A 25,144-nucleotide genomic window follows, 5' to 3' on the forward strand; every position below is an offset into this window, starting at 1 on the left:
GTCTTCGGCCTATATGAAAAAGCTGGGCAGCGATGCACCTGTCCGGAGCGCGGCGCGCCGTCGCGGTGCACACCGGCGCACCGCTGCAGGGCCCGTATTCAGCGGGTCAGCACACCGTACAGCTCGGGGCGACGGCACGGCAGGTAGGGGAAAGTCGCGGCCTGGCGGACGCGCTGCTGCGGGTCCAGATCGACGACCAGCAGACTCTCCGCGGGCCCGGCGGCAGCCAGGCGTTCGCCATCGGGGGCGACGATGCAGGAGGCGCCGAGGAAGGCCAGCCCGTCCTCTACACCACAGTGGTTGCAGTAGGCGACGAACAGCTGGTTCTCCACCGCCCGTGCCGGGACAATCACGCCCGGCACCGCACCGTATTCGGGGGTCAGCGCGGTGGGGATGAGGATCAGCCCGGCGCCGTTCAGCGCGTGGGTGCGCACCGCTTCGGGGTATTCCACGTCGAAGCACACCAGCAGGCCGATGCGCCAGCCGGCGTAGTCGAACGGGGCTTCCAGCACATCGCCGGCGCTGAACACCTCGCGCTCCATGGCACCGAACAGGTGCGCCTTGCGGTAATGGCCCAGGGCGCTGCCGGTCGGGCCGATCACCTGCACCGCGTTGTACGGCTTGCCGCCCTGCGGATGGCGCTCGGCGTAGCCATAGGCAATGGCCAGCCCGAAGCGCTGCGCCAGCTCGCCGATGCGCCCGGCCGACGGCCCGTCCGCCGCCTCGGCCAGCTCGTTCATGCGCTGCGGCACGTTGTAGCCGCCCAGCCACAGCTCCGGGCAGAGCAGCAGTTGCGCGCCGGCGGCGGCCGCAGCGCCGGCCTGGCGCTCCAGTTGGTCGAGGTTGCCGGCGACATCGCCGGGGAGGCCGCAGGTCTGCCAAAGGGCCATGCGCATGAGCGTTACTCCAGGCTGCGTGTACGGGATGTGCAGGGTGCGTGCAGTGACTGTGCTGGAGTATGCCCGCGCCCGGAGGGACGCAGCAGGCGGCCAAGGCCATGAAAAATGTGGTTCCCGGCGAGGAAAATCTTCGCCATGGCCCGCCCCCGCCGGCCAGCACAACGCGGTATCTTGTATAAAAAAGCATCAACGAGGCGTGCAGTGGCTTCCTATACCTTGCGGCAATTGAAGTATTTCGTGACCACCGTGGAATGCGGCAGCGTGGCCGAGGCGTCACGCAAGCTGTACATCGCGCAGCCGTCCATTTCCACGGCGATCAAGGGGCTGGAAGAGAGCTTCGGCGTGCAGTTGTTCATCCGCCATCACGCCCAGGGCGTGTCGCTCACCCCCAGTGGCGCGCGCTTCTACCGCAAGGCGCAGGAACTGCTGCGCATGGCCCACGAGTTCGAGCAGAACGCCCTCGCGGACAACGACGTGGTGGCCGGGCAGATCGACATCGGCTGCTTCGAGACGGTCGCCCCGCTCTACCTGCCGCGCCTGATCTCGGGCTTCCGCGAGCGCTATCCCGGCGTGGAAATCCGCATCAGCGACGGCGAGCAGCAGGAGCTGGTGCAGGGCCTAACCGCCGGCCGCTTCGACCTGGCGCTGCTCTACGAGCACGACCTCGACGCGACCATCGCCACCGACCCGCTGATGCCCGCCCAGCGCCCCTACGCGCTGTTGCCGGAGAACCATCGCTTCGCCAAGCAGGACAAGGTGTCCCTGCGCGACCTGGTGCTGGAGCCGATGATCCTGCTGGACGTACAGCCCAGTCGCACCTACTTCGTGCGCATCTTCGAGGAGCTGGGACTGAACCCACACATCGCCTTCAGTTCGCCATCGATCGAGATGGTGCGCGGCATGGTCGGCCAGGGCTTCGGTTTCTCCCTGCTGGTCACCCGCCCGCATTCCGAATGCACCTACGACGGCAAGAAAGTCGTGACGGTGGACGTCGCCGAAGAGGTCAGCACCTCCGGCCTGGTCGCCGCCTGGCTCAAGCGCGCCCAGCTGACCAAGCCGGCGCAGCTGTTCGTCGACTATGCGCGGGAGGAGTTGAGCGGGAAGCACTGAGGCTTTTCACCCGGCGCGTGCAAGCGCGGCGCGCCCCTCCCGTCACTCCCCGTGCCCCGCAGCGACATCCGGGGTTACAATCTCGCCCCCAATCCGTAATGCCTCCCCGCCCCATGCTCATCTGGAAAGAGCGCGTGCAGCGCCTGATCACCCTTGTCCTCGGCCTGCTGCAGCGCTACCCGCGTGTGATTGCCCTGTTCGGCTTCTGCTCGGGGGTCTTCAGCTTCATCATGGTGGACCGCCACCGCGCCGGCTTCGCCCGCGCCATGGCCATCGTCATGCTGGTCAGCTGGATCTGGCTGATGCTGGAGAACCTGCTGACCAAGCGCTTCAAGAGTCGTTTCGGCTGGGAAGTGCCGCCGGGCCTGCTGCGCTACGCGACCCAGCTGATCCACCAGGAAAGCCTGTTCTTCTGCCTGCCGTTCTTCTTCGTCACTACCACCTGGAACAGCGGCCAGGCCCTGTTCACCGGCGTGCTGACAATGGCCGGGCTGATGGCAATCACCGACCCGATCTACTACAAGTGGCTGTCGGTGCGGCGCTGGACCTTCCTCGGCTACCACACCCTGACGCTGTTCGCGGTGCTGCTCACCGCGCTGCCGATCATCCTCCACCTGAGCACCCCGCAGAGCTACCAGGCGGCGCTGGGCATCGCCGTGCTGCTGTCCTTCCCGAGCCTGGCGGTGACGGTGAAGATCCACAAGTGGTGGCGCTGGTTCGCCCTCGTCGGCCTGACCCTGTCCATCGGCGCAGTCGGCTGGTTCGCCCGCGCCTGGGTGCCGCCGTCGACCCTGTGGATGACCGAGATGGCGGTGACCGAGAGCTTCGACAATGCCCAGCGCACCCCCGGCGACAGCCTGGACACGGTCAGCGTCGCGCAGATCAAGAACCAGGGGCTCTACGCCTACACCGCGATCAACGCTCCGCGCGGGCTGAACGAGCGCATCTACCACGCCTGGCGCCTGAACGGCCAGGAAGTCGACCGCATCGCCCTGGACATCAAGGGCGGCCGCGAGGCCGGCTACCGTGCCTGGACGCACAAGCAGAACTTCCCCACCGACCCCAGCGGCGACTGGCAGGTGCAGGTGCTCACGGAAGCCGGGCAAGTCATCGGTACGCTCCGGTTCGAGGTCACACCCTGACCCTTCGGTTCGCTTGACCCACCTCGGCGCTTTCCCCTACAAGACCCTCTCCCCAGAACAAAAAGCGCCGAGAGAGTCATGACCGATACCGCCCTGCACCCGTTCGACCGCGCCGTGGCCCTGCAACCCGTGGCCGGCCAGCCCAACCTCTACGAAGGCCACACCAGCCAGGACTACTGGAACATGGTCGGCCCCTTCGGCGGCGTCACCGCCGCGGTCCTGCTGCAGGGCGCGCTGCGCCATCCGCAGTTGCTCGGCAGCCCGGTTTCACTGACGGTGAACTACGCTGCGGCGGTCGTGGCCGGCGCCTTCCAGGTCGAAGCCGTGCCGGTGCGCACCAACCGTTCCACCCAGCACTGGCTGCTGCAACTGACCCAGGCCGATGAGGCCGGCGAACAGCAGGTCACCACCACCGCCACCCTGGTCGCCGCGCTGCGCCGCGAGACCTGGAGCCTGACCGACATCCCCGCGCCGGACTTCGCTCCGCCCAGCGACTTCGAGCCGATGAGCCCCGCCGCCAAGGGCGTGGCCTGGCCCAAGCAGTACGAGATGCGCCCGGTCTCCGGTGCCTTTCCCAGCACGTGGGACGGCAGCGGCGAGACCAGCCGCAGCCAGCTCTGGCTGCGCGACGCCCAGGACCGTCCGCTGGACTTCCTGTCCCTGGCGGCGATGAGCGACATCTTCTACCCGCGCATCTGGCTGCGCCGCGCCACTCCGGTGCCGGCCGGCACCGTGTCGATCACCACCTACTTCCACACCGACACTGCGCAGATGGCCGACATCGGCGCGGGCTACCTGCTCGGCGACGCCCGCGCCCAGGCATTCCGCAACGGCTTCTTCGACCAGAGCGCGCAGCTGTGGAGCGAATCCGGCGCGCTGCTGGCGACCAGCAACCAGATCGTTTACTACAAGGAATAAGCCGCTTCGCGCTTCGTAGGATGGCGTGGAGCGAAGCGATACCCGTCAATTCCTGCAACAGCGAGCGATGGGTATCGCAAGCTCCACCCATCCTACGTAGGTGCTCACTCTCGCCCCTTCCCTGCGGCGAAAAGAGGCGCATGAAAAAGCCCGGCACATGGCCGGGCTTTTTATGGGCAGCGAGAAGGCTCAGACCTTCTTCACGAACTCTGACTTCAGCTTCATCGCGCCGATGCCGTCGATCTTGCAGTCGATGTCGTGGTCACCATCCACCAGGCGGATGTTCTTCACCTTGGTACCGACCTTCACCACCAGGGACGAGCCCTTGACCTTGAGGTCCTTGATCACGGTGACGGTATCGCCGTCCTGCAGCAGGTTGCCGACCGAGTCCTTGATCACGCGAGCATCGCCGTCGGACTCGCCCGAGCCGTCAGCGGACCACTCGTGGGCGCACTCGGGGCAGACCAGCTGAGCGCCGTCTTCGTAGGTGTATTCGGAGTTGCATTTGGGGCAGGGCGGCAGCTGGCTCACGGCGGTTCTCACAGTGGAAACGGTAAAAAGACCGCAGAGTATATAAGGTTTCTCGCTTTCCCGCTGGGCGCGCAGGCAAGGCACAAGGCCAGCAGCGTTACAAAAGCGTAAGAATCCATCGCTATAACAGGCGGCCAATTCGATAAGAAAGGACGCCCGTACCATGCTGCACAAGCCCACCCCGCTCGCCCTGAGCATCGCCGTGGTACTGGCGACACTGGCCACCGAATCTGCCCAGGCCGTGTCGGTCTCGCCGATCATCAACGACGCACAGACCGCCAGCCGCACCCTGGCCAACCAGGACACCCTGACCGTCACCCGCACCGGCAGCCTGGTCACCAGCGGCAAGAGCATCGACCTCAAGGGCGCAGCCACCGGCACCGGCGTAATCATCGACAACAGCGGCCTGATGCAATCCACCACTGGCCGGGTGATAGACACCTCCGGCAGCGACAGCACCACGCGCATCTACCAGATCATCAACCGCGAAGGCGGGCGCATCCTCGGCTACGACGACGCCATCCGCATGAACAACCCGTTCAGCGCCGGCAGCCTGCTGATCGACAACGCCGGGACCATCTACTCGGCCACCGGCCAGGCGCTGGACCTGGACAAGCTGCAAAGCGCCGCGACCACCACCCTCATCAACCGCGCCACCGGCGTCATCCACAGCGATGGCAACGACGGCGTTCGCCCCGGCGGCAACGCGACCATCGTCAACTACGGCGAGATCAGCAGCTCGGACATGATCACCGCCGACACCAAGAACGACGGCATCGACTTCCAGGGCGCCTCGGGCGGCTACGTGGAAAACCACGGTCTCATCAGTGGCGGCCGCCATGGCATCACCACCGACGTCGGCGCGACCCTGATCAACTACGCCGATGGCGTGATCATCGGCCGCAATGGCTCAGGCTTCGGCTCCGACGGCGATGGCACGGTGATCAACTACGGGCGCATCAGTGGCGCCTACAACGGCCTGGTGCCAAACGGCGACGGTGATGGCGTGGACATCGACTACACCGGCCACATCGAAAATCACGGCATCATCGAAGGCCTCGGCGCCGCCGGCGAAAAGGACGGCTCGCCCAACGGCAGCGAAGGTATCGCCATGGGCGGCGGCACCATCATCAACTACGCCGGCGCGGTGATCCGCAGCGTGGACCGCGGCATCCTGGTCGACGACGGCAACGGCAACAGCGGCTTCGGCAAGACCTACCTGGAGAACCACGGCACCATCACTGGCGAGAAGCTTTCCGGCGTGACGCTGTCCGGCAACCTCGACGACACCGTGATCAACGACGGCCTGATCCACGGCGGCAACGGCGTGGCCCTGGAAATGGGCGGCGGCAACGACAGCCTGGTGCTGCTCTCCGGCAGCCGCTTCGAAGGCCTGGTGGACGGCGGCAGCGGCCGCGACACCGTGACTTTCGACGACGCCGCCGGCGGACGCTTCGGCAACAGCGCCAACTTCGAATGGCTGGACGTGAAGCAGGGCAGCTGGACGCTCTCCAGCACCGACGATTTCAGCGAAGGCGGCGAAGTCTTCAGCGGCGCCAGCCTGACCAACACCGGCAGCCTGCTGGGCACCCTGCAGATCGACCAGGGCGCCACCTACTCGGGCAGCGGCAGCGTCGGCGGCCTGAACGTCGCCGGTACCCTGGTCGCCTCGCCGGCAACCGGCGCCGCCCACGTGACCGGCAACCTGAACCTGCAGAGCGGCTCGACCCTGTCCTTCGGCGTGGAGCCCAGCGGCGCCCACGCCACCGTACAGGTGGACGGCAGCACCCGCATCGACGGTTCACACCTTGCCGTGCAGGCCGGCAGCGGCAACTGGCCGTGGCAGAGCAGCGTGCAGGTGATCAGCTCTGCCGGCGGTGTCAGTGGCCAGTTCGCCGACGTGACGAGCAACTTCGCCTTCCTCACCCCGACCCTGAGCTACAGCGCCAACAGCGTCGACCTGCAATTGACCCGCAACGACGTGCAGTTCGGCGACCTGGCCAGCAGCGGCAACGGCCGCAACGCCGCCTCCGCCCTGCAGAGCCAGAACGGCGGCGCACTGTACAACGCCCTGGTCACCAGTGATTCCGCCAATGCCACCGCGGCCCTGGAACAACTCGCCGGCGCCAGCAACGCCAGCCTCGCCGCCGCGACCCTCGCCGGCAGCCAACAGGTCGGCAGCGCCATGCTCAACGCGGTACGCCAACTGGGCAGCAGCAACCTGCTGGCCGCCACCGAACGCAGCGACACGCCGATGCTCGCCGCCACCGGCGTGCCCAGCGAAGCGCGCAACCTGAACGACCCGAACGCTGCCGGCCGCCTGTGGGTCCAGGGCATCGGCAGCCACGGCAAGCTCGACGAACACGACAAGAGCGGCGACCTGCAACAGAACACCGGTGGCACCCTGCTCGGCGCCGACTGGGCGGTGACCCCGGACTGGCGCCTGGGCGTGCTCGGCGGCTACTCGCACACCGACCTGGACGGCAGTGGTGGCGTCTCCGGCGACATCGACAGCTGGCACCTGGGCGCCTACGCGCTGCACCAGAGCGGCCCGCTGGCCGTGCGCCTGGGCGCGGCCTACAGCAGCCACGACGGCGAGAGCAAGCGCCGGGTCGAGTTCGACGGTTTCAGTGATCGTCCCAAGGGCGACTACGACGCCGACAGCTGGCAGGCCTTCGCCGAGACCGGCTACGCCATGGGCAGCGGTCGCGTGAGCGCCGAACCCTACGCGCGCCTGGACTACCAGCGTTACGAGCGCGATGCCTACGACGAGAAAGGCGGCGCCGCCGCACTGCACGTCGACTCCCAGGACCAGGACAACCTGAGCAGTACCCTCGGCCTGCGCATCGCCCGCCTGGATACCCTGAGCAACGGCATGAGCTTCACCCCGCGCCTGGGCCTCGGCTGGCGCCACACCTTCGGCGATATCGACAGCAAGACCCGCCAGTCCTTCCTCGCCGGTGGCGACGCCTTCAGCGTCCAGGGCACCGCACTGGACCGCAACAGCCTGCTGCTGGACGTCGGCGTCGATGTGGGTGTCTCGGCGCGCCATACCGTCGGCATCGGCTACAGCGGTCAGATGGGCAGCAACGCGCAGAACCACGCACTGATCGCCCAGTGGCAGATGGCGTTCTGACGCGAACGCGGCAAGACGAAAAAGCCCGGCCGATGCCGGGCTTTTTCATTCATGCGGTCGGTGCTCGTTTCGTCAGTTCGGCTCGTTGAGCTGACTGATATAGGCCGTCAGCGCCGCAATATCGTCCTCGCTGAGCAGTGCAGCCACCGCCAGCATAGGCGAGTCAGCCCGGCTCGGGTCCTTGTCGCGGTAGCGCTGCAGGGCGTGGGTCAGGTATTCCCTGGGTTGCCCGGCGATGCGCGGGAAGCCGTCATGCCCCATGGCCTTCTCGCCGTGGCAGGTGGTGCAGACAGTGGCGAAGCGCTGGGCGCCCTGCTCCACGAGCGCCTTGTCCGGCGCATTGGCGGCCGGCCTGACCACGACCTTCTGCTGGCTGAAGTAGTAGGCGATGTTGAGGCGATCCTGCAGCGTCAGCAGCTTGGCCGCCTGGTTCATCACGAAGTCGGTGCGCTGGCCGTCGACGTACTTCTCGAACGCATCGAAGAGATACTGCGGGTTCTGCCCGGCCAGGTTGGGGATGTAGTCGCGCTTGCTGTTGCCGTCCTTGCCGTGGCACTTGCTGCACAGCAGGATGCGATCCTCGGCCGCGGCATAGGCCTGCTCGCGCTTGACCGGGTCCTTCTCCAGGACAGCGAGCCGATCCATCATCTCCGATGCCTGCGCTGTCGCGCACAGCAACACCCACAATAGAACGACTCTCCCCATCGCCACACCCTGGTCAGTCAGTTTTCCCAGCGTGGAACATAGAGGCTTTCTGAAGGAAATTTCCGACGCAGATCAAGCAATGGCGCGAAGCCTTGAAAATCGTCCGGACAAAAAAAGGGGGAGCATCGTGCTCCCCCGTGGGACTGAACCTTAAAGACCCGTCTGTCCTTGGTCAGCCTTCAATTTCAACCAGGATCTCGCCGGGATTGACCCGGTCGCCCTTGGCTACGTGGATGGCCTTCACGGTGCCGGCGATACCCGCCTGCACTTCGGTCTCCATCTTCATCGCTTCGGTGATCAGCACGGCCTGGCCGGCCTTCACGCTGTCGCCTTCCTTCACCAGCACATCGACGATGTTGCCCGGCATGGTGGTGGTGACATGGCCCGGCTCGCTCGCCTGCTTGCGCTTGTTGCCGCCGCCGCCGATGAATTCGTTGAGCGGCTCGAATACGACCTCTTCCGGCATGCCATCGACCGAGAGGTAGAAGTGGCGCTTGCCGTCGGTCTTCACGCCGACGCCGGTGATGTCCACGCGGTAGCTTTCGCCGTGCACGTCGACCACGAACTCGGTCGGTACGCCTTCACCGCCAGCGGCAGCGACACCCTTGCCGTTGGGGATCGGCAGCAGCTCTTCGGGTTTCAGGGTGCCGGCGGCACGTTCCTCGAGGAACTTGCGGCCGATGTCCGGGAACATGGCGAAGGTCAGTACATCCTCTTCGGACTTGGCCAGGCTGCCGATCTCTTCGCGCAGCTTGTTCAGCTCCGGCTTGAGCAGGTCGGCCGGACGCACGTCGATCACTTCCTCGTTACCGATGGCCTGGCGACGCAGCGTCTCGTCGATCTTGCCCGGCGCCTTGCCGTAGCGGCCCTGCAGGTAGAGCTTCACCTCGTTGGTGATGGTCTTGTAGCGCTCGCCGGCCAGGACGTTGAAGAACGCCTGGGTGCCGACGATCTGCGAGGTCGGAGTGACCAGGGGCGGGAAGCCGAGGTCTTCGCGAACCCGCGGGATTTCCGCGAGCACTTCGGGCATGCGGTTCAGCGCGCCCTGTTCCTTGAGCTGGTTGGCCAGGTTGGAAATCATCCCGCCCGGCACCTGGTTGACCTGCACGCGGGTATCCACGCCGGTGAACTCGCTCTCGAACTGGTGGTACTTCTTGCGCACGGCGTGGAAGTACATGCCGATTTCCTGGATCAGCTCCAGGTCCAGGCCAGTGTCGAACGGGGTGTCGCGCAGGGCGGCGACCATGGATTCGGTACCCGGATGGCTGGTGCCCCAGGCCATGCTGGAGATCGCCGTGTCGATGCGGTCGGCGCCGTTTTCAACAGCCTTGAGCTGGCACATGCTGGCAACGCCGGCGGTGTCATGGGAGTGCACGACCACGTCCAGCGGCAGCGCGTCCTTCAGCGCCTTGACCAGCTCGCCGGTGGCGTAGGGGGTCAGCAGGCCGGCCATGTCCTTGATGGCGATGGAGTCCACGCCCATGTCGGCCATGGCTTTGCCCTGGGCCACGAAGGCGTCGATGGTGTGCACCGGGCTGGTGGTGTAGGCGATGGTGCCCTGCGCGTGCTTGCCGGCGGCCTTCACGGCCTCGATGGAGACGCGCAGGTTACGCACGTCGTTCATCGCGTCGAAGATGCGGAACACGTCGATGCCATTGACCGCCGCCTTGGCGACGAAGGCACGGACCACGTCGTCGCTGTAGTGGCGGTAGCCGAGCAGGTTCTGCCCGCGCAGGAGCATCTGCAGGCGGGTGTTGGGCAGCGCGGCCTTGAGCTTGCGCAGGCGCTCCCACGGGTCTTCCTTGAGGAAGCGCACGCAGGCGTCGAAGGTGGCGCCGCCCCAGACTTCCAGCGACCAGTAACCGACCTGGTCGAGCTTGTCGCAGATCGGCAGCATGTCTTCGGTGCGCATCCGGGTCGCCAGCAGCGACTGGTGGGCATCGCGCAGGATGGTATCGGTGACGGTGACTTTCTTGGAAACGGTCATGGACGAATTCCTCACAGGCCAGCGTGGGCGGCAATGGCGGTAGCGATGGCGATGGCCAGGTGCGACGGGGTGCGCTTGATGGAGTACTGGGTCAGTTCCGGGTGGCTTTCGACGAAGCTGGTGTTGAACTGGCCGTTACGGAATTCCGGGTTCTTGAGGATTTCCTGGTAGTAGGCGGCGGTGGTCTTCACGCCCTGCACGCGCATGTCGTCCAGCGCCCGCAGGCCGCGGTCCAGCGCCTCTTCCCAGGTCAGCGCCCAGACCACCAGCTTCAGACACATCGAGTCGTAGTACGGCGGAATGGTGTAGCCGGTGTAGATCGCCGTGTCGGTGCGCACGCCGGGGCCGCCGGGCGCGTAGTAGCGGGTGATCTTGCCGAAGGACGGCAGGAAGTTGTTCTTCGGGTCTTCGGCGTTGATCCGGAACTGCAATGCGAAGCCGCGGTGGATGATGTCTTCCTGCTTGACCGAGAGCGGCAGGCCCGAGGCCACGCGGATCTGCTCGCGGACGATGTCGATGCCGGTGATCTCCTCGGTGATGGTGTGTTCCACCTGCACGCGGGTGTTCATCTCCATGAAGTACACCTCGCCATCGGCAAGCAGGAACTCCACGGTACCGGCGTTCTCGTAGCCCACGGCCTTGGCTGCGCGCACCGACAGGTCGCCGATGTAGGCGCGCTGCTCGGGGGTGAGCTGAGGGCTGGGGGCGATCTCGATGAGCTTCTGGTTGCGGCGCTGGATCGAGCAGTCGCGCTCGAACAGGTGCACGGTGTTGCCGAAGGAGTCGGCCAGCACCTGGGCCTCGATGTGCTTCGGGTTGACGATGCACTTCTCGAGGAAGACTTCCGCGCTGCCGAAGGCCTTGGTGGCTTCGGAGATCACGCGGGGGAAGTTCTGCTCCAGCTCCTCGCGGCTGTTGCAGCGGCGGATACCGCGGCCGCCACCGCCGGAGGTGGCCTTGAGCATCACCGGGTAGCCGATGCGCTCGGCTTCGGAAACGGCCTCGGCGAGGTCAGCGACGTTGCCTTCGGTGCCGGGAGTGCAGGGCACGCCGGCGGCGATCATGCTGCGGCGCGCTTCGGTCTTGTCGCCCATGCGGCGGATGACTTCCGCCGACGGGCCGATGAACTTGATCCCGCGCTCGGCGCAGATATCGGCCAGCTCGGCGTTCTCGGAGAGGAAGCCGTAGCCCGGGTGCAGCGCGTCGCAACCGGTTTCCACCGCCAGGTTCACCAGGGCGCGGGGGTTGAGGTAACCCGCCAGCGGATCGGCGCCCAGGCTGTGGGCTTCGTCGGCGCGCTTGACGTGCAGGGCGTGACGGTCGGCATCGGAATAGACGGCCACCGAACGGATGCCCATCTCGGCGCAGGCGCGCACGATCCGGACAGCGATCTCCCCACGGTTGGCGATCAGGATTTTCTTGATCACTGCGGCTTTCCCTCGGCCCGGGCCTGGTGGGCCCCGGCGTAAAAACCCATCGGCAGCGCCGATCACGGCGGCTGGCTGTTCTCGACCGGAGCGGGTTCCGGCGTGTTTTTACCCTAGCGCGGGAGGGAAGATTAACCAAAATCAATAATTATTGGGGTAGCCATAAAGAATGCTTTATAGTCGATCCGAAATGTCGCGATCAGGCCGAGTTCTATGCGTAAGTCATTGATGCGTATGACCCTTCGCCAGCTGCAGGTTTTTCGTGCGGTGTGCGAAAGCCGTTCCTACAGCCGCGCCGCCGAGGAAATGGCCCTGACCCAGCCGGCGGTCAGCCTGCAGATCCGCCAGCTGGAAGAACTGGTTGGCCAGCCGCTGTTCGAGTACATCGGCAAGAAGCTCTACCAGACCGATGCCGCCGACGCCCTGCTGCGCGCGACCACCGACATCTTCCAGCGCCTGGAAGTGCTGGACATGAACCTCTCCGACCTCAAGGGCTCGCTGCAGGGCCAGTTGCGCCTGGCGGTGGAATCCAGCGCCAAGTACATCACCCCGCACCTGTTCGCTGCCTTCCACGCGCAGCATCCGGACGTCAGCCTGAACCTCACGGTGGTCAATCGCGCCCAGGTGATCAAGCGCCTGTCGGACAACCGTGACGACCTGGTGATCATGTCCCTGGTGCCCCAGGACATGGCGCTGGAATTCCTGCCCTTCCTGAACAATCCCATTGTGGCCGTGGCACCGCCGGACCACCCGCTGTGCAATGCCGCGAAGCTCTCGCTGAAGGACCTGGAGCCTTACCCGCTGCTGATCCGCGAGCCCGGCTCGGGCACGCGCAAGGCCTGCGAGGAGCACTTCCAGCAGAAGCGCGCGCATTTCCCGCAGACGCTGGAGTTCGCCTCGCTGGAGGGATCACGCGAAGGAGTACTGGCCGGGTTGGGGCTGGCATTGCTGCCACGCCATGCGGTGAGCCGCGAACTGCAGTCCGGACTGCTGCACGAGCTGCCGGTGGAAGAGCTGCCGCTCTACCGCAGTTGGTGTCTGGTACATGCCCGCGGCAAGCGCCTGAGCCCGGTGGCCCAGGCGTTCGTCGCCTTCATCCGTGAAGAGCGGGCGCTGATCAGCCAGCTGGCCGAACGCTTCGCCGGCCCGTCTTCGCCGAAGTGAGGTAGGCGGCGGCAATCAGGTCGGGGTAATCGGAGGTTTCGAGAGCGAGGCGCTGGGCCTCCATGCGGTCCTCGATGGCGCGACGGAATTGCATGCGTCGCTGGTCTTCGAGCTTGCGGCGGGTCTTGCTGTCCACCTGGAGCTGGGTGTCGTCGATATGGCGGGGCATCTCGCATCTCCCAAGGCCTAAGGGCTGGAGACGCCAGCATGCTGACGACGGATGACCGTTTGACGACGTGGTGGTGAAGCGCCGGTGACGCCGACGAGCGGTCGGCGGCACCGTCAGGACGACAGGATCAGGACGCCTCTTCCGGGCGCTCCTCATGGTTCTTCACCACCTTCGGCGACAGACGCAGGCTGCGCAGGCTGCGCTTCACGCTCTTGAGGTGATTCACCAGGTCCGGGCCACGGGCCATGGCCACGCCCATCGCCAGCACGTCGATCACCACCAGGTGGGCGATACGCGAGGTCAGCGGGGTGTAGATGTCGGTGTCTTCGTGCACATCCACCGCCAGGTTCACTGTGGCCAGGTCCGCCAGCGGGGTCTGGCTCGGGCACAGGGTGATCAGCGTCGCGCCGGCTTCGCGCACCAGGTTGGCGGTCACCAGCAGGTCCTTGGAGCGGCCGGACTGGGAGATGCAGATCGCCACGTCCGAAGGCTTCAGGGTCACCGCCGACATGGCCTGCATGTGCGGATCGGAGTAGGCCGCCGCCGAGAGCAGCAGGCGGAAGAACTTGTGCTGGGCATCCGCCGCCACCGCACCGGACGCACCGAAGCCGTAGAACTCGACCCTCTGGGCATGAGCGATGGCCGCGATGGCGCGCTCCAGGGCGTGGGTGTCGAGGTGCTCGCGCACTTCCATCAGCGAGTGCAGGGTGGTGTCGAAGATCTTCAGGCTGAAGTCCGCCACCGAGTCGCTCTCGTTGATCGAGAACTGGCCGAAACTGGCGCCGGCGGCGAGGCTCTGCGCCAGCTTGAGCTTGAGGTCCTGGAAGCCGGTGCAGCCGATCGCACGGCAGAAGCGCACGATGGTCGGCTCGCTGACGCCGACGCCATGAGCGAGGTCCGCCATGGAGCTGTGCATGACCGATGCAGGGTCCTGCATCACGTGATCGGCAACCTTGAGCTCCGACTTGCGGAGCAGATGACGCGACTGGGCAATGTGCTGCAAAAGGTTCACAGGGATAGGCTCGGTGATAGTTGTCTGAGATTTCTGTAGTCTTGTTGTAGTTATACTACAAAACTATCCGCCACGCCCAGGGAATAAGTCCTTGAACACGCCCGCCAGCCTTAGTCTTCCCAGCTCCTGCGACATTCTTGTGTTCGGCGGTAGCGGTGACCTGGCGCTGCACAAGCTGCTGCCGGCGCTCTACCACCTGCACCGGGAGAATCGTCTGCCGGCCGACACGCGGATCTTCGCCCTCGCCCGCAGCCAGCGCGACAACGCCGCCTACCTCGCCCTGGCCGAACGCAACTGCCGCGCCCAGGTGGCACGCAGCGACTTTTCCGCCGAGGCCTGGCGCAGTTTCGCCCAGCGCCTGGAATACGTGGCGATGGACGCCTCGCAGAGCGCCGACTTCGGCCGCGTGGCCAAGGCCCTCAAGCGCAGCGAAGGCCGCGTGCTGGTGCACTACCTGGCCACCGCGCCGAGCCTGTTCGCGCCGATTGCACAGAACCTGAAGATCGCCGGCCTGGCAGGACCGCTGGCGCGCATCGTGCTGGAGAAGCCGCTGGGTCATTCGCTGGAGTCGGCGGTGGCGATCAACCAGGCGATCGGCGAGGTGTTCGACGAGTCGCGGGTGTTCCGCATCGACCACTACCTGGGCAAGGAAACGGTGCAGAACCTGATGGCCCTGCGCTTCGCCAACACCCTGTTTGAGCCGGTGTGGCGCAACGGGCACATCGACCATGTGCAGATCACCGTCAGCGAAACCCTCGGCGTGGAAAACCGCGGCAGCTACTACGACCATGCGGGGGCCATGCGCGACATGGTGCAGAACCACCTGCTGCAACTGCTCTGCCTGGTGACCATGGAGGCGCCGGTGCGCTTCGACGCCGAGGCGGTGCGCAACGAGAAGGTGAAGATCCTCCAGGCACTCAAGACGATTTCCGGGCAGGACGTGCAGGACAAGACCGTGCGCGGCCAGTACACCGCCGGGCACATCGGGGGGCAGGAGGTACCGGCCTACTGGTTCGAGAAAAACGTCGACAACGACAGCGATACAGAGACCTTCGTCGCCGTTCAGGCGGAGATCGACAACTGGCGCTGGGCGGGCGTGCCGTTCTACCTGCGCACCGGCAAGCGCATGGCGAAGAAGTGCTCGGAGATCGTCATCCAGTTCAAACCGGTCCCCAACAGCCTGATCGGCAGCGGCGCTGGCACGGCGAATCGCCTGCGGATAAGACTGCAGCCGGAGGAGCGCATCAGCGTGCAGCTGATGGCCAAGGCGCCGGGCAAGGGCATGCAACTGGAGCCGGTGGAGCTGGACCTCAATCTCGCCCAGGCGTTCAGCAGCAACAAGCGTCGCTGGGACGCCTATGAGCGGCTGCTACTGGACGTGATCGAGGGCGATTCGACGCTGTTCATGCGCCGCGACGAGGTGGAGGCAGCCTGGCGCTGGGTCGACCCGATCATCAAGGGCTGGCACGAGCACTACCTGAGCCCGCGCCCCTATCCCGCCGGCAGCAATGGACCGGAACAGGCGCAGACGCTGCTGGAGTTGCAGGGGCGGCGCTGGTTGGAGTGATTCAGGTCTGACCTACGAAAAGCAGCACTCCGTTGACCTCGCTCAGCACGCGCAAGCCCCGGATTTCCTAGAGTGGCGGCCTTTTTCCCACGACCCGCTACGCCGCCATGTCCCCCACGTCGTTTTCCCCCGAACTGCTCTGCCCCGCCGGCTCGCTGAAGAGCCTGCGCCATGCTTTCGCCTATGGCGCCGACGCCGTCTACGCCGGCCAGCCGCGCTACAGCCTGCGGGTGCGCAACAACGAGTTCGACCACGCCAACCTCGCCACCGGCATCAACGAGGCCCACGCCCAGGGCAAGCGCCTGTACGTGGTGGTCAACATCGCCCCGCACAACGCCAAGCTGAAGACCTTCCTGCAGGATGTCGAGTCGGTCATTGCCCTGGGTCCGGATGCGCTGATCATGTCCGATCCCGGCCTGATCATGCTGGTTCGTCAGCACTTCCCGGACGTTGATATCCACCTCTCGGTGCAGGCCAACGCCGTGAACTGGGCCAGCGTGGAGTTCTGGCGCCAGCAGGGGCTCAAGCGGGTGATCCTGTCCCGCGAGCTGTCGCTGGAGGAGATCGGCGAGATCCGCGAGCGAGTCCCCGGCATGGAACTGGAAGTCTTCGTCCACGGCGCGCTGTGCATGGCCTACTCCGGGCGCTGCCTGCTATCGGGCTACATCAACCGCCGCGACCCCAACCAGGGCACCTGCACCAACGCCTGCCGCTGGGAGTACCAGGCCCACGCCGCCCGCGAGGACGAACTGGGCCACGCAATGCCCACCGTCGAGCCGACGCTGGGCATCGGCGCGCCGACGAAGGAAATCGTCCTGCTCGAAGAAGGCAACCGCCCCGGCGAACTGATGGAGGCCTTCGAGGATGAGCACGGCACCTACATCATGAACTCCAAGGACCTGCGTGCCATCCAGCACGTGCAGCGTTTGACGCAGATGGGCGTGCATTCGCTGAAGATCGAAGGCAGAACCAAGTCTCACTACTATGTCGCGCGTACCGCCCAGGCCTACCGCAAGGCCATCGACGATGCCGTCGCCGGACGCGCGTTCGACCTCGGCCTGATGGACACCCTGGAGTCCCTCGCCCACCGCGGCTACACCGAGGGCTTCCTGCGCCGCCACGTGCACGACGAGTACCAGAACTACCAGTACGGCCACTCGCTGTCCGAGCGCCAGCAGTTCGTCGGCGAGTTCACCGGCGAGCGCCGCAACGGCCTGGCCGAGGTGCGGGTGAAGAACCGCTTCGAGGTCGGCGACAGCGTCGAGCTGATGACCCCGGCCGGCAACCGCACCTTCCGCCTGCACGCGCTGGAGAACAACCGCGGCGAATCCATCGGCGTCGCACCCGGCGATGGGCATGTGGTTTATCTGCCCCTGCCCGAGGAACTGGACCTGCAGTACGCCCTGCTGATGCGCAACCTGAAGGGTGGCTCCACCCGCGATGCACGAGAGCCTTCCGTTGCCGGCCGTTGCGGGGGCAATTGCAGCGAGGGTGGGTGTGGCGGACGCTGATTCGCGCCCCGCACCGGGATCATGGATTCTGCAGGAATACCACATATCCCCTGAACCACCGGCTCTTCGCCAGATAGCCGGGGGCCTGCCATTCGCCGTACTGCGCCAGTCCGATGCGGAACGGTAGCTGCAGCCGCGCCACGCGTGGCAGGTAGGCCTGATAGTTGGGGATGGTGTGGCGACCCTGGTAGGTCTGTACCACCACTTCGTCCACCACGCCGGCCAGACGGTTGATGGTCTCCGGCGCGGCGTTGCTGCCCCAGTCCATCAGCCCGGTGATGCTCAGCCTGCAACCGTCGGGCAGGCGCGTGCGCAGGTCCTGGAGAAAGTCGACGTACTCGTTCAGGTAGCGCGTGCGCGCGTCGAAGTCGATCTGCACGCCCACCACCGGATTGCCGGCGGCGCGCCAGCGGCGCAGCTGGGACAGCAGGGTGCGGTAGATGTCCTCGTTCCAGCGCAGGGTGTGGGCACGGTAGACCACCCAGACCTCGCCCTGCTTCAGCCGCGGGATGGCGATGCCCTGGGCGATCAGGCGGGCGCGGCCATCCCTGTGGCGCGGCGCGCTGACCTGCCCTTGCAGCACGTACAGGGTGCGCGCCTGGGCCAGTACCGGCTGCGCGGCGACGCCGCTCCAGAGCCAGAAGGCATCGTGCTCGGCCGCGTCCACCCCGGCTGCCGAGGCGTTGCCCGCGAGCAGCGCCAGCACCAGTGCCACGGCGCGCCGCACGGGGCTTACCAGTAGTACTTCAGGGACTTTGCCCAGGGCGTGGCGGAGTACTGGCCCTTGAGGGTACGGAACCACTGCTTGCGCTGCGCCGGGGAGATGTCCTGGCTGCCACAGCCGTTGAAACCGCTGGGCGCATAGCAGTTGATGGCGCGGAACAGCGCGTAGGCGCGGTCTTCTTCCACGGCCTGCTTGTCGGCGATGACCTTGAGGTAGCCGTCCATCCGCGAGTAGGGCGTGCCGGGGAACAGCGACTCGCCGCCGCCGAGCTCACGTTCGCTGGGCTGGGTGTCCAGCGGGAAGCCATCCAGGCCGTTGCGCAGGATGAACTCGCCCAGGCAGTTCAGCGCCTTGGGCGGCTGCGGGTCCTGCAGCAGATCGCGGGCGACGTCGACGATGGCCGGGCATTCGTAGCCGGTGTCGTTCTTGCCGCCCGGCCACTGGAACAGCGACAGCGGCATGCTGCCGTAGAGGTAGCCGATGCTCGCGCCCAGCGGCTTGCCGCTGCCGTCGGTGGGCAGCAAGGCGAGGTCGTCGATGTAGGCCTGGTACTGGCCGTGCAGCAGGTCCTTGTAGAGCAGGGCGAACAGCGCGGTGTCGCGCTCCTCCACCGAGATGCTGGTGGATTTCGCCTGCTGGCGGAGCAGGTCGGGACCGGCGACGTGGCGCAGGAGGATCTCGCGGATGATCGGCGTGTGTACCGGCGAGCCTTCGGCGAAGACCTTCACCAGGCGGTCGCTGCGTTCGTAGTTGAAGGCCAGCGCCAGCTCCAGCTGCTCGCGCTGCAGCGGCTGCTCGGCGAGCGGCAACAGGCGCAGCCAGAGCTTCTCGGCGCCGATCCAGTCGTTGCCGGCCTCCAGGGCGAAGCCACGCAGGGTCTGCTGGCTGAAAGCCAGGTAGTCGAGCTTGGCCGGCACGTCATCGGGCAGGGACTTCAGCGCCTCGGTGGGGTTTTCCTCGACGTACAGCAGGTAGGCCGCCGTCAGGTAGTCGTGCAGGCCGGGGTACTTCGCGAAGAGGTCCTTCTGCGCTGCCAGGCCGGCGGCGTCCAGGGCACGGGGCTCGTTGGCGTCGTGGTGGCGCATCTGCATCAGGTCGAGCACGGCCAGCAGGCGCGCGTCGCGCACGTCCGCCGGATGGGCGGTGACCAGCAGCTTGTTGTCCACTTCCTGCACCAGTTGGGCAAGATCGTCGGCATCGTCGCGGCCGAACAGCTCGGCATACTCGCCGGCCAACCGGGCTTCGTCGCTCATCAGCCAATAGACGCGGCGTGTCAGCCCCTTGGCCGAAGCGCTGTACTGGCCCTGGGGATACGCCTTGAGGTAATCGCCCAGCGCGGTTTCGGCCTGGGCGAGGATCTTCTTGTCGACCTTGCGCAGGTCCGGGTAGCCCATTTCATCGAAGGCGTTCTGCTGCGCCTGGTTGAGCAGGCCGCGGGCAACCATGTAGCGCGAGGCTTCCTTCAGCCAGGCCTGGTCGCTGTCCTGCAGGGCGCGGAAGGATTTCAGCGCCTCGGCGAAGCGACCGCTGTAGAAGTCCGCAGCGCCCTTGAGGTAGGTGCGATAGGCCTTGGCCGGGGCACTCTGCAGGTCATTGGGCAGCAGCACGCTGAGCTGGGTCTCGTCCCACTGGCAGGCGCCCAGCAGGGTCAGGCGCGCACGGGCCAGGCCCTGGCGCTCGCCAGCGGTAAGGCTGTCGGCCAGCAACAGTTGGCTGAGGAAGTCCTGGGCGGTGACCGCGTTGTTGCTGCGGCAGCGGCTGCCTTCGCCGCTGGCGAAGCTGTCGGCGGAGGACTGCACGGCATCCGCCGGCAAGCCGATGCGCGCGGCAAGATCGGCCAGCGGCGCAGTGCTGGCAGCACTGGCGCTGTCGCTCGAATCACCGGGTGCGGCGCCGTCGAGCCAGCGCGCCAGCGGGAACGGCACCTGGCCGTAGCCCAGCTGTTGCTCGTCGTCGGTCAGCGCACGGTTGGGGATGCTCGCCCGGCCGGCGTCGGCCAGCAGCAGCTGCAGGTTGACCCGGCTGTCGTTGCCCGGGCTCAGGAACGGCAGGCTGTTGCACACGTCCAGCGAGTCGCGCTTGAGGTTCCAGCTCGGGTAGCAGGAGTCGTCGCTGCTCGCGCGCGCTTCCTGCACGCCTAGGCAGCCAGTGATCAGGGCCAGCAGGGTCAGTCCGTACAGACGCATGAATGATCCTTGTCCGTTGGAGCCCGCTCACCGGGCCGGAAATCAGAGCAGGAAGAATCTTACCTCGCCACGACCGGTCTTGCCCGTCTGCATGGGGACAAGACTGTAAACGCGATCTACCGCATAACGGAGCCTGCGACACATTGTCCAGCTGGTTTCTTCTTTGTTCCGGCTCAAAGAAGGAATCTGCCGACCGGGTATTTCTTCACCTAACGACAGTTCGTCGATTACGGAGAGTTACCCATGCTTGATCAGGAAGAGATTTCGCTTTCCCGCCGCACTCTGCTGGCCGGCGCCGTGGTCCTGGGCGTTACCGGGACCATGCTGGCCAGCGGCAAGGCAGTGGCTGACGGGGAAGCAGCGCCGAAGAACATGGGTCCGGCCGCGGACCTCTCGAAGCTGGAACACGTCCAGGTCGAGCTGGTCACGCCACCCTTCGTCCATGCTCACGAACAGCGCGCCAGGGGCAAGCCCAAGGTCGTCCAGTTCCGCATGGTGATTCAGGAGAAGACGCTGGTCATCGACGACGACGGCACCGAGATCCACGCCATGACCTTCAACGGCTCCGTACCCGGGCCGATGATGGTGGTGCACCAGGACGACTACCTGGAACTCACCCTGGTCAACCCGGCGACCAACACCCTGACCCACAACATCGACTTCCATGCCTCCACCGGCGCCCTGGGTGGCGGTGCGCTGACCCTCATCCAGCCCGGCGAGGAAGTGAAGCTGCGCTTCCGTGCGACCCGCCCCGGCGTGTTCGTCTACCACTGCGCCCCGGGCGGCGCGATGATCCCGTGGCACGTGGTCTCAGGCATGAACGGCGCAATCATGGTGCTGCCGCGTGACGGCCTGAAGGACCGCGAAGGCAAGGCACTGAAGTACGACAAGGCGTATTACATCGGCGAACAGGACTACTACGTCCCGCGCGACAAGGACGGCAAGTTCAAGCGCTATGGCACGCCGATGGAAAGCTACAACGACATGCAGGAAGTCATGAAGGGGCTGATTCCCAGCCACATCGTGTTCAACGGCAAGGTCGGCGCCCTGACCGGCAAGAACGCCCTCACCGCCAGCGTCGGCGAGACCGTGCTGCTGATCCACTCCCAGGCCAACCGCGATACCCGTCCGCACCTGATCGGCGGCCACGGCGACCATGTCTGGGCCACCGGCAAGTTCAAGAACCCGCCGGAGGAGGACCTGGAAACCTGGTTCATCCCGGGCGGGGCGGCGGGTGCGGCGCTGTACACCTTCCTGCAACCGGGCCTGTACACCTACCTCAACCACAACCTCATCGAGGCTGTCCTGCTGGGCGCCGCGGCGCACATCCAGGTCGAGGGCAAGTGGAACTCCGACCTGATGAGCCAGGTCCAGCCACCGGCTGCCATCAAGTAAGGCCCACGGCCGGCCCAGCGGGGCCGGCCCTTTCCCGATACACGCTACCGGCGACCGACTGACTGGGCAGACCATGCGCAAGACCTTCCTGATCGGCGTCCCCGTCGCGCTGCTGCTGGGCGGGACCTTCCTCCTGCTGCGGCCACACTACGAACCGGAACTCGCGCCGCAAACCGTGACCCTCAAGCCGCGGGACTTCGACTTCCGCCCGGCCGGCGACTACTGGCTGGAAAAGCAGGCGGTGGATCCACCCTCCCGGCGTGAGCACCTCGCGCCGGCCTTCGCCGTCATGAAATTCCAGGTCAGCCAGGGCGAATATGCCCGTTGCGTCGCCGAGGGCGATTGCCTGGCACTGGACAACAGCGCTCCGCGCGAGGACCTGCCGGTGACCGGCGCCAGCCTGCTGGACGCTCAGCTCTACGCCGACTGGCTGTCCAGACGCACTGGCCAGCGATGGCGGCTACCGACCGACCGCGAGTGGGCCTTCTTCGCCGGCTCGCGCTGGGCCGACGATGCCCTGCGCATCGACGACGACGATGGCAGCAACCCCGCCCGCCGCTGGCTGGCGCGCTACCGCCTGGAAGCGGAAACCCGCACCAGCGCCTCGGCACAGCCCCAGGCGCGCGGCCACCACGGGCTGAACGAATACGGCGTGGCCGACCTCGGCGGCAATGTCTGGGAATGGACCCAGAGCTGCCACCAACGGGTCAATCTCGACGCCCAGGGCAGGCAGACTCAACGCGCGGAGTACTGCTCGATCCGCATCGCCGAAGGACGCCACCGCGCAGCGATCAACGATTTCGTCCGCGATGCCCGCGGCGGCGGCTGCAGCGCCGGGCAGCCGCCGGACAACCTCGGCTTCCGTCTGGTCAGGGACATCCCTTGATTCCCCTCAAGTTTCGCCGCGGCACATAACCGTTATGCTGCGGCGGAACCTACGGGAATCATTGACGTGACCGCCAATCTCTCCCTCAACCGCGCCTGGCTGGGCCGCTTGCCGCCCTTTGCCAACAGCAGCCGCGAGGAACAGGACGATATCCTCCGCCAGGCCAGCATCCTGCGCCTGAACAGCGGCGTGGCCGTGTTCGAGCAGGGTGCGCCGGCGAGCAGTTTCTACCTGCTGGTGCACGGCCGCCTGAAAGCCACCCAGCTCACCGGCGACGGCCAGCGCGTGCTGGTTCGCGTGGTCAACCCGGGCGACCTGTTCGGCTTCGTCCGAGCCCTTGGCCGCTGCGACTACCCCGCGACCGCCACCGCCAGCCAGGAAAGCCTGGTGCTGTCCTGGCCCACCTCGCAGTGGGAACCGCTGCTCGCCCGCCATCCCGGCTTCGCTCTGAACACCGTGCAGGCCATCGGCGTGCGCCTGCAGGAAGCACACGTGCGCTTCTGCGAGCTGGCCACCGAGGAAGTCGAGCGCCGCGTCGCCCATGCCGTGCTGCGCCTGGTGCAGCAGTCCGGGCGACCGGAGGCGGAAGGCATCCGCATCGATTTCCCGGTCACCCGCCAGGACATTGCCGAGATGACCGGCACCACCCTGCACACCGTCTCGCGCATCCTCAGCGCCTGGGAAGACCGCGGCCTCGTGATCGGGGGACGGCAGAAACTGCTGGTGTGCAACCCGCAGCAACTGATGCGAGTCGCCGGCGGCGACGAGCGGGAAGCGACGCTCGAGCCCGCTTGACTGCAATCAAGGAGCGCGGCGCACAGCCTTCCCTAGACTGGCCGCCACCGTCCCAAGATTGACTGCCACGACGACTGCGGCCGCCGTGCCCCACTCCACCCGAGGCCCGCCATGACCGACACCCTCACCGAACGTACCCTGAGCGACCTGGCCTTCAGCCTGCCCGGCAGCTCAGCGCTGTTCCACGACTACCAGCTCGACTTCTGCTGCGCCGGCCAGCGTAGCCTGCGCGAGGCCGCCAGCGAGCAGGGCCTGGACGCCCAGCGCATCGCCGCCGAACTGCAGGCGCTGCCGACCACCAACGACCAGACCGACTGGCGCCTGACCAGCAACGACCAACTGATCGACCACATCCTCGATCGCTACCACCGGGTTCACCGCGAACAACTGCCCGCACTGATCCCACTGGCCGAGCGCGTGGAGAAGACCCACGCCGCGCACCCGCAATGCCCCGCCGGGCTGACCGCGCACCTGAAGAAAATCCAGGAAGAACTGGAGTGGCACATGTGCAAGGAAGAAAGCGTGCTGTTCCCCTGGCTGCGCCAGGGCATTCCGCTGACCCACGTGCAGGGACCGATCGGCGTGATGCGTCATGAGCACGACGAACACTCGCAATCCCTCGCCGTGCTGGCCGACCTGACCGACGACCTCACCGTCCCGGCGGATGGCTGCAACAGCTGGCGCCGCCTCTACAGCGGCCTGGAAGAACTGCGCCGCGACCTGATGCAGCACATTCACCTGGAGAACAACCTGCTGTTCCTGGGTGCCAATCACCCGGCCTGAGTGCCGGACCGGGAGCCAGGAGGGCGACCAGTGACAGCTTGTCTCACCTCGCTGCCGAACGGCATCGCGCATACTGGCGGGATTGTCCCCGCCCAGGAGCGCTCCGCCATGCTCGCGCATCGCGTCCACCACCAGATTCTGTGCGGCCACCACCTGTTCAACGTGCTCAACGAAGCACAGCTGGAGCAGCTGCTTGCCACCAGTACGCTGCTCAACCTGGAAAAGGGCGACAAGCTGTTCCTCCAGGGCGAGCCGGCCCACGCCTTTTATTTCGTGATTTCCGGCGCGGTGAAGATCTACCGCCTGACGCCGGAGGGCCAGGAGAAGGTGCTGGAAGTCGTCGGCAGCCGGCAGACCTTCGCCGAAGCCATGATGCTGATGGACACCTCCGACTATGTGGCCTCGGCCCAGGCGTTGGAGCCCACGCAGGTCTATCGCTTCGCCAACCGCACCTACATGGAGCTGCTGCACAGCAACCCGCAGCTGCCCTTCTCGCTGCTCGCCACCCTCTGCGTGCGCCTGCACCGGCGGATCAACGAGATCGAGACGTTGTCGCTGAAGAACTCCACCCACCGCGTGGTGCGCTACCTGATCACCCAGCTCAACCGTCAGGGCGGCGACGACCATCGCTTCGAGCTGCCGATGGCCAAGCAACTGGTGGCCGGGCACCTGTCGATCCAGCCGGAGACCTTCTCCCGAGTGCTGCGGCGGCTGATCGACGAGAAGATCATCGACCTCAACGGCCGCACCGTGCAGGTGCTCGATGTCGGGCGCCTGGAACAGTTCGAGTAAGCCATGCGCCAGTGCCTGTACTGCCAGCACGAAAGTCCCGAGGACGCTGCGGATTGCCCGCAGTGCGGGATGCCCCTGCCGGTGGACCAGGAGCGGGCGAAGGAGCGCCGACTGCGGCGCTTTGCCGGGTACTGCGTCATCCTCGCGGTGTTCTGCGCAGTGATGATGGTCTGGTTGCCACGTTGAGCCCTGCACCCGACTGATCTTCGTAGGATGGGTATCGCAAGCTCCACCCATCCTACGTGCCTGATCCCTTTGGCTGACAAGTGGTTTCAATCCTGTAGGAGCGGGCCACGGCCGCGATC

At 66.2% G+C, this 25,144-nt stretch carries 22 protein-coding genes; 13 read left to right on the forward strand and 9 right to left on the reverse strand.

Annotated features, from left to right (window positions below):
* Nucleotides 1-98 precede the first annotated feature (98 nt).
* The gene (locus AC1ZV1_RS29510; protein ID WP_484294843.1) at nt 99-896 is read right to left on the reverse strand and encodes a carbon-nitrogen hydrolase family protein; all 798 of its coding nucleotides are present in this window, start codon (nt 894-896) and stop codon (nt 99-101) included.
* A 204-nt stretch (nt 897-1,100) separates the two neighbouring features.
* Between AC1ZV1_RS29510 and AC1ZV1_RS29515 the strand changes: the two genes are divergently transcribed.
* The 3 genes from AC1ZV1_RS29515 (at nt 1,101) to AC1ZV1_RS29525 (ending at nt 4,069) form a co-directional block, all read left to right on the forward strand.
* Nucleotides 1,101-2,009: a LysR substrate-binding domain-containing protein gene (locus tag AC1ZV1_RS29515; protein WP_413349444.1), complete on the forward strand. Its 909-nt coding sequence runs from the start codon at nt 1,101-1,103 to the stop codon at nt 2,007-2,009.
* A gap of 113 nt (nt 2,010-2,122) precedes the next feature.
* The gene (locus tag AC1ZV1_RS29520) at nt 2,123-3,151 is read left to right on the forward strand and encodes a DUF5924 family protein (protein ID WP_484294844.1); all 1,029 of its coding nucleotides are present in this window, start codon (nt 2,123-2,125) and stop codon (nt 3,149-3,151) included.
* 78 nt (nt 3,152-3,229) lie between these two features.
* Nucleotides 3,230-4,069, forward strand: coding sequence for an acyl-CoA thioesterase (locus AC1ZV1_RS29525; RefSeq protein ID WP_484294845.1), 840 nt, complete (start codon nt 3,230-3,232; stop codon nt 4,067-4,069).
* A 189-nt stretch (nt 4,070-4,258) separates the two neighbouring features.
* Here AC1ZV1_RS29525 and AC1ZV1_RS29530 read toward each other — a convergent pair whose 3' ends face one another.
* Nucleotides 4,259-4,600, reverse strand: coding sequence for a zinc ribbon domain-containing protein YjdM (locus AC1ZV1_RS29530; RefSeq protein ID WP_017521529.1), 342 nt, complete (start codon nt 4,598-4,600; stop codon nt 4,259-4,261).
* Between the two features lie 163 nt (nt 4,601-4,763).
* On the opposite strand from AC1ZV1_RS29530, the gene AC1ZV1_RS29535 reads away from it, so the two are divergent.
* Entirely contained in the window at nt 4,764-7,736 is a 2,973-nt protein-coding gene (locus tag AC1ZV1_RS29535; protein WP_484294846.1) for an autotransporter outer membrane beta-barrel domain-containing protein, read from the forward strand.
* A 72-nt stretch (nt 7,737-7,808) separates the two neighbouring features.
* Here the strand turns inward: AC1ZV1_RS29535 and AC1ZV1_RS29540 are convergent, their stop codons facing one another.
* From AC1ZV1_RS29540 to AC1ZV1_RS29550, 3 genes are all read right to left on the reverse strand, one after another.
* Nucleotides 7,809-8,384 (reverse strand): c-type cytochrome, encoded by a 576-nt coding sequence (locus tag AC1ZV1_RS29540; protein ID WP_484294847.1) that lies wholly within the window; start codon nt 8,382-8,384, stop codon nt 7,809-7,811.
* Nucleotides 8,385-8,613: 229 nt separating this feature from the next.
* On the reverse strand, nt 8,614-10,428 hold the full coding sequence (oadA, locus tag AC1ZV1_RS29545) for a sodium-extruding oxaloacetate decarboxylase subunit alpha (protein ID WP_484294848.1): 1,815 nt from the start codon (nt 10,426-10,428) through the stop codon (nt 8,614-8,616).
* 11 nt (nt 10,429-10,439) lie between these two features.
* On the reverse strand, nt 10,440-11,855 hold the full coding sequence (locus AC1ZV1_RS29550; RefSeq protein WP_484294849.1) for an acetyl-CoA carboxylase biotin carboxylase subunit: 1,416 nt from the start codon (nt 11,853-11,855) through the stop codon (nt 10,440-10,442).
* 228 nt (nt 11,856-12,083) lie between these two features.
* Here AC1ZV1_RS29550 and AC1ZV1_RS29555 point away from each other — a divergent pair, with 228 nt between their 5' ends.
* On the forward strand, nt 12,084-13,019 hold the full coding sequence (locus AC1ZV1_RS29555) for a LysR family transcriptional regulator (protein WP_484294850.1): 936 nt from the start codon (nt 12,084-12,086) through the stop codon (nt 13,017-13,019).
* Here AC1ZV1_RS29555 and AC1ZV1_RS29560 read toward each other — a convergent pair.
* Both AC1ZV1_RS29560 and hexR read right to left on the reverse strand, forming a co-directional pair.
* Nucleotides 12,973-13,188, reverse strand: a complete 216-nt coding sequence (locus AC1ZV1_RS29560; RefSeq protein ID WP_484294851.1) for a PA3496 family putative envelope integrity protein — start codon at nt 13,186-13,188, stop codon at nt 12,973-12,975. The two genes, AC1ZV1_RS29555 and AC1ZV1_RS29560, sit on opposite strands and share 47 nt — an antisense overlap.
* A gap of 127 nt (nt 13,189-13,315) precedes the next feature.
* On the reverse strand, nt 13,316-14,200 hold the full coding sequence (gene hexR, locus AC1ZV1_RS29565) for a transcriptional regulator HexR (RefSeq protein WP_259758179.1): 885 nt from the start codon (nt 14,198-14,200) through the stop codon (nt 13,316-13,318).
* 91 nt (nt 14,201-14,291) lie between these two features.
* On the opposite strand from hexR, the gene zwf reads away from it, so the two are divergent.
* Nucleotides 14,292-15,767: a glucose-6-phosphate dehydrogenase gene (zwf, locus tag AC1ZV1_RS29570; RefSeq protein WP_484294852.1), complete on the forward strand. Its 1,476-nt coding sequence runs from the start codon at nt 14,292-14,294 to the stop codon at nt 15,765-15,767.
* Between the two features lie 107 nt (nt 15,768-15,874).
* Nucleotides 15,875-17,278 (forward strand): prephenate-dependent tRNA uridine(34) hydroxylase TrhP, encoded by a 1,404-nt coding sequence (trhP, locus tag AC1ZV1_RS29575; RefSeq protein ID WP_484294853.1) that lies wholly within the window; start codon nt 15,875-15,877, stop codon nt 17,276-17,278.
* A 19-nt stretch (nt 17,279-17,297) separates the two neighbouring features.
* Here the strand turns inward: trhP and AC1ZV1_RS29580 are convergent, their stop codons facing one another.
* A complete protein-coding gene (locus tag AC1ZV1_RS29580) occupies nt 17,298-18,005 on the reverse strand; it encodes a DUF3142 domain-containing protein (RefSeq protein WP_484294854.1) in 708 nt (235 codons plus the stop codon).
* A 5-nt stretch (nt 18,006-18,010) separates the two neighbouring features.
* Nucleotides 18,011-20,188, reverse strand: a complete 2,178-nt coding sequence (locus AC1ZV1_RS29585) for a PA5441 family protein (protein WP_484294855.1) — start codon at nt 20,186-20,188, stop codon at nt 18,011-18,013.
* Between the two features lie 372 nt (nt 20,189-20,560).
* On the opposite strand from AC1ZV1_RS29585, the gene nirK reads away from it, so the two are divergent.
* From nirK to AC1ZV1_RS29615, 6 genes are all read left to right on the forward strand, one after another.
* Nucleotides 20,561-21,583 (forward strand): copper-containing nitrite reductase, encoded by a 1,023-nt coding sequence (gene nirK / locus AC1ZV1_RS29590; protein ID WP_484297670.1) that lies wholly within the window; start codon nt 20,561-20,563, stop codon nt 21,581-21,583.
* A 73-nt stretch (nt 21,584-21,656) separates the two neighbouring features.
* The gene (locus tag AC1ZV1_RS29595; protein WP_484294856.1) at nt 21,657-22,469 is read left to right on the forward strand and encodes an SUMF1/EgtB/PvdO family nonheme iron enzyme; all 813 of its coding nucleotides are present in this window, start codon (nt 21,657-21,659) and stop codon (nt 22,467-22,469) included.
* A 66-nt stretch (nt 22,470-22,535) separates the two neighbouring features.
* Entirely contained in the window at nt 22,536-23,264 is a 729-nt protein-coding gene (locus tag AC1ZV1_RS29600) for a Crp/Fnr family transcriptional regulator (protein ID WP_484294857.1), read from the forward strand.
* 111 nt (nt 23,265-23,375) lie between these two features.
* Nucleotides 23,376-24,047, forward strand: a complete 672-nt coding sequence (gene ytfE / locus AC1ZV1_RS29605) for an iron-sulfur cluster repair protein YtfE (RefSeq protein WP_484294858.1) — start codon at nt 23,376-23,378, stop codon at nt 24,045-24,047.
* A 108-nt stretch (nt 24,048-24,155) separates the two neighbouring features.
* A complete protein-coding gene (locus AC1ZV1_RS29610) occupies nt 24,156-24,839 on the forward strand; it encodes a Crp/Fnr family transcriptional regulator (protein ID WP_484294859.1) in 684 nt (227 codons plus the stop codon).
* Nucleotides 24,840-24,842: 3 nt separating this feature from the next.
* Nucleotides 24,843-25,025 carry a protein DnrP gene (locus AC1ZV1_RS29615; protein ID WP_484294860.1) on the forward strand — a complete coding sequence of 61 codons (183 nt, stop codon included), beginning with the start codon at nt 24,843-24,845 and terminating at the stop codon, nt 25,023-25,025.
* Nucleotides 25,026-25,144 lie beyond the last annotated feature (119 nt).

The organism is Pseudomonas sp. BB438 (genome assembly GCF_057180225.1).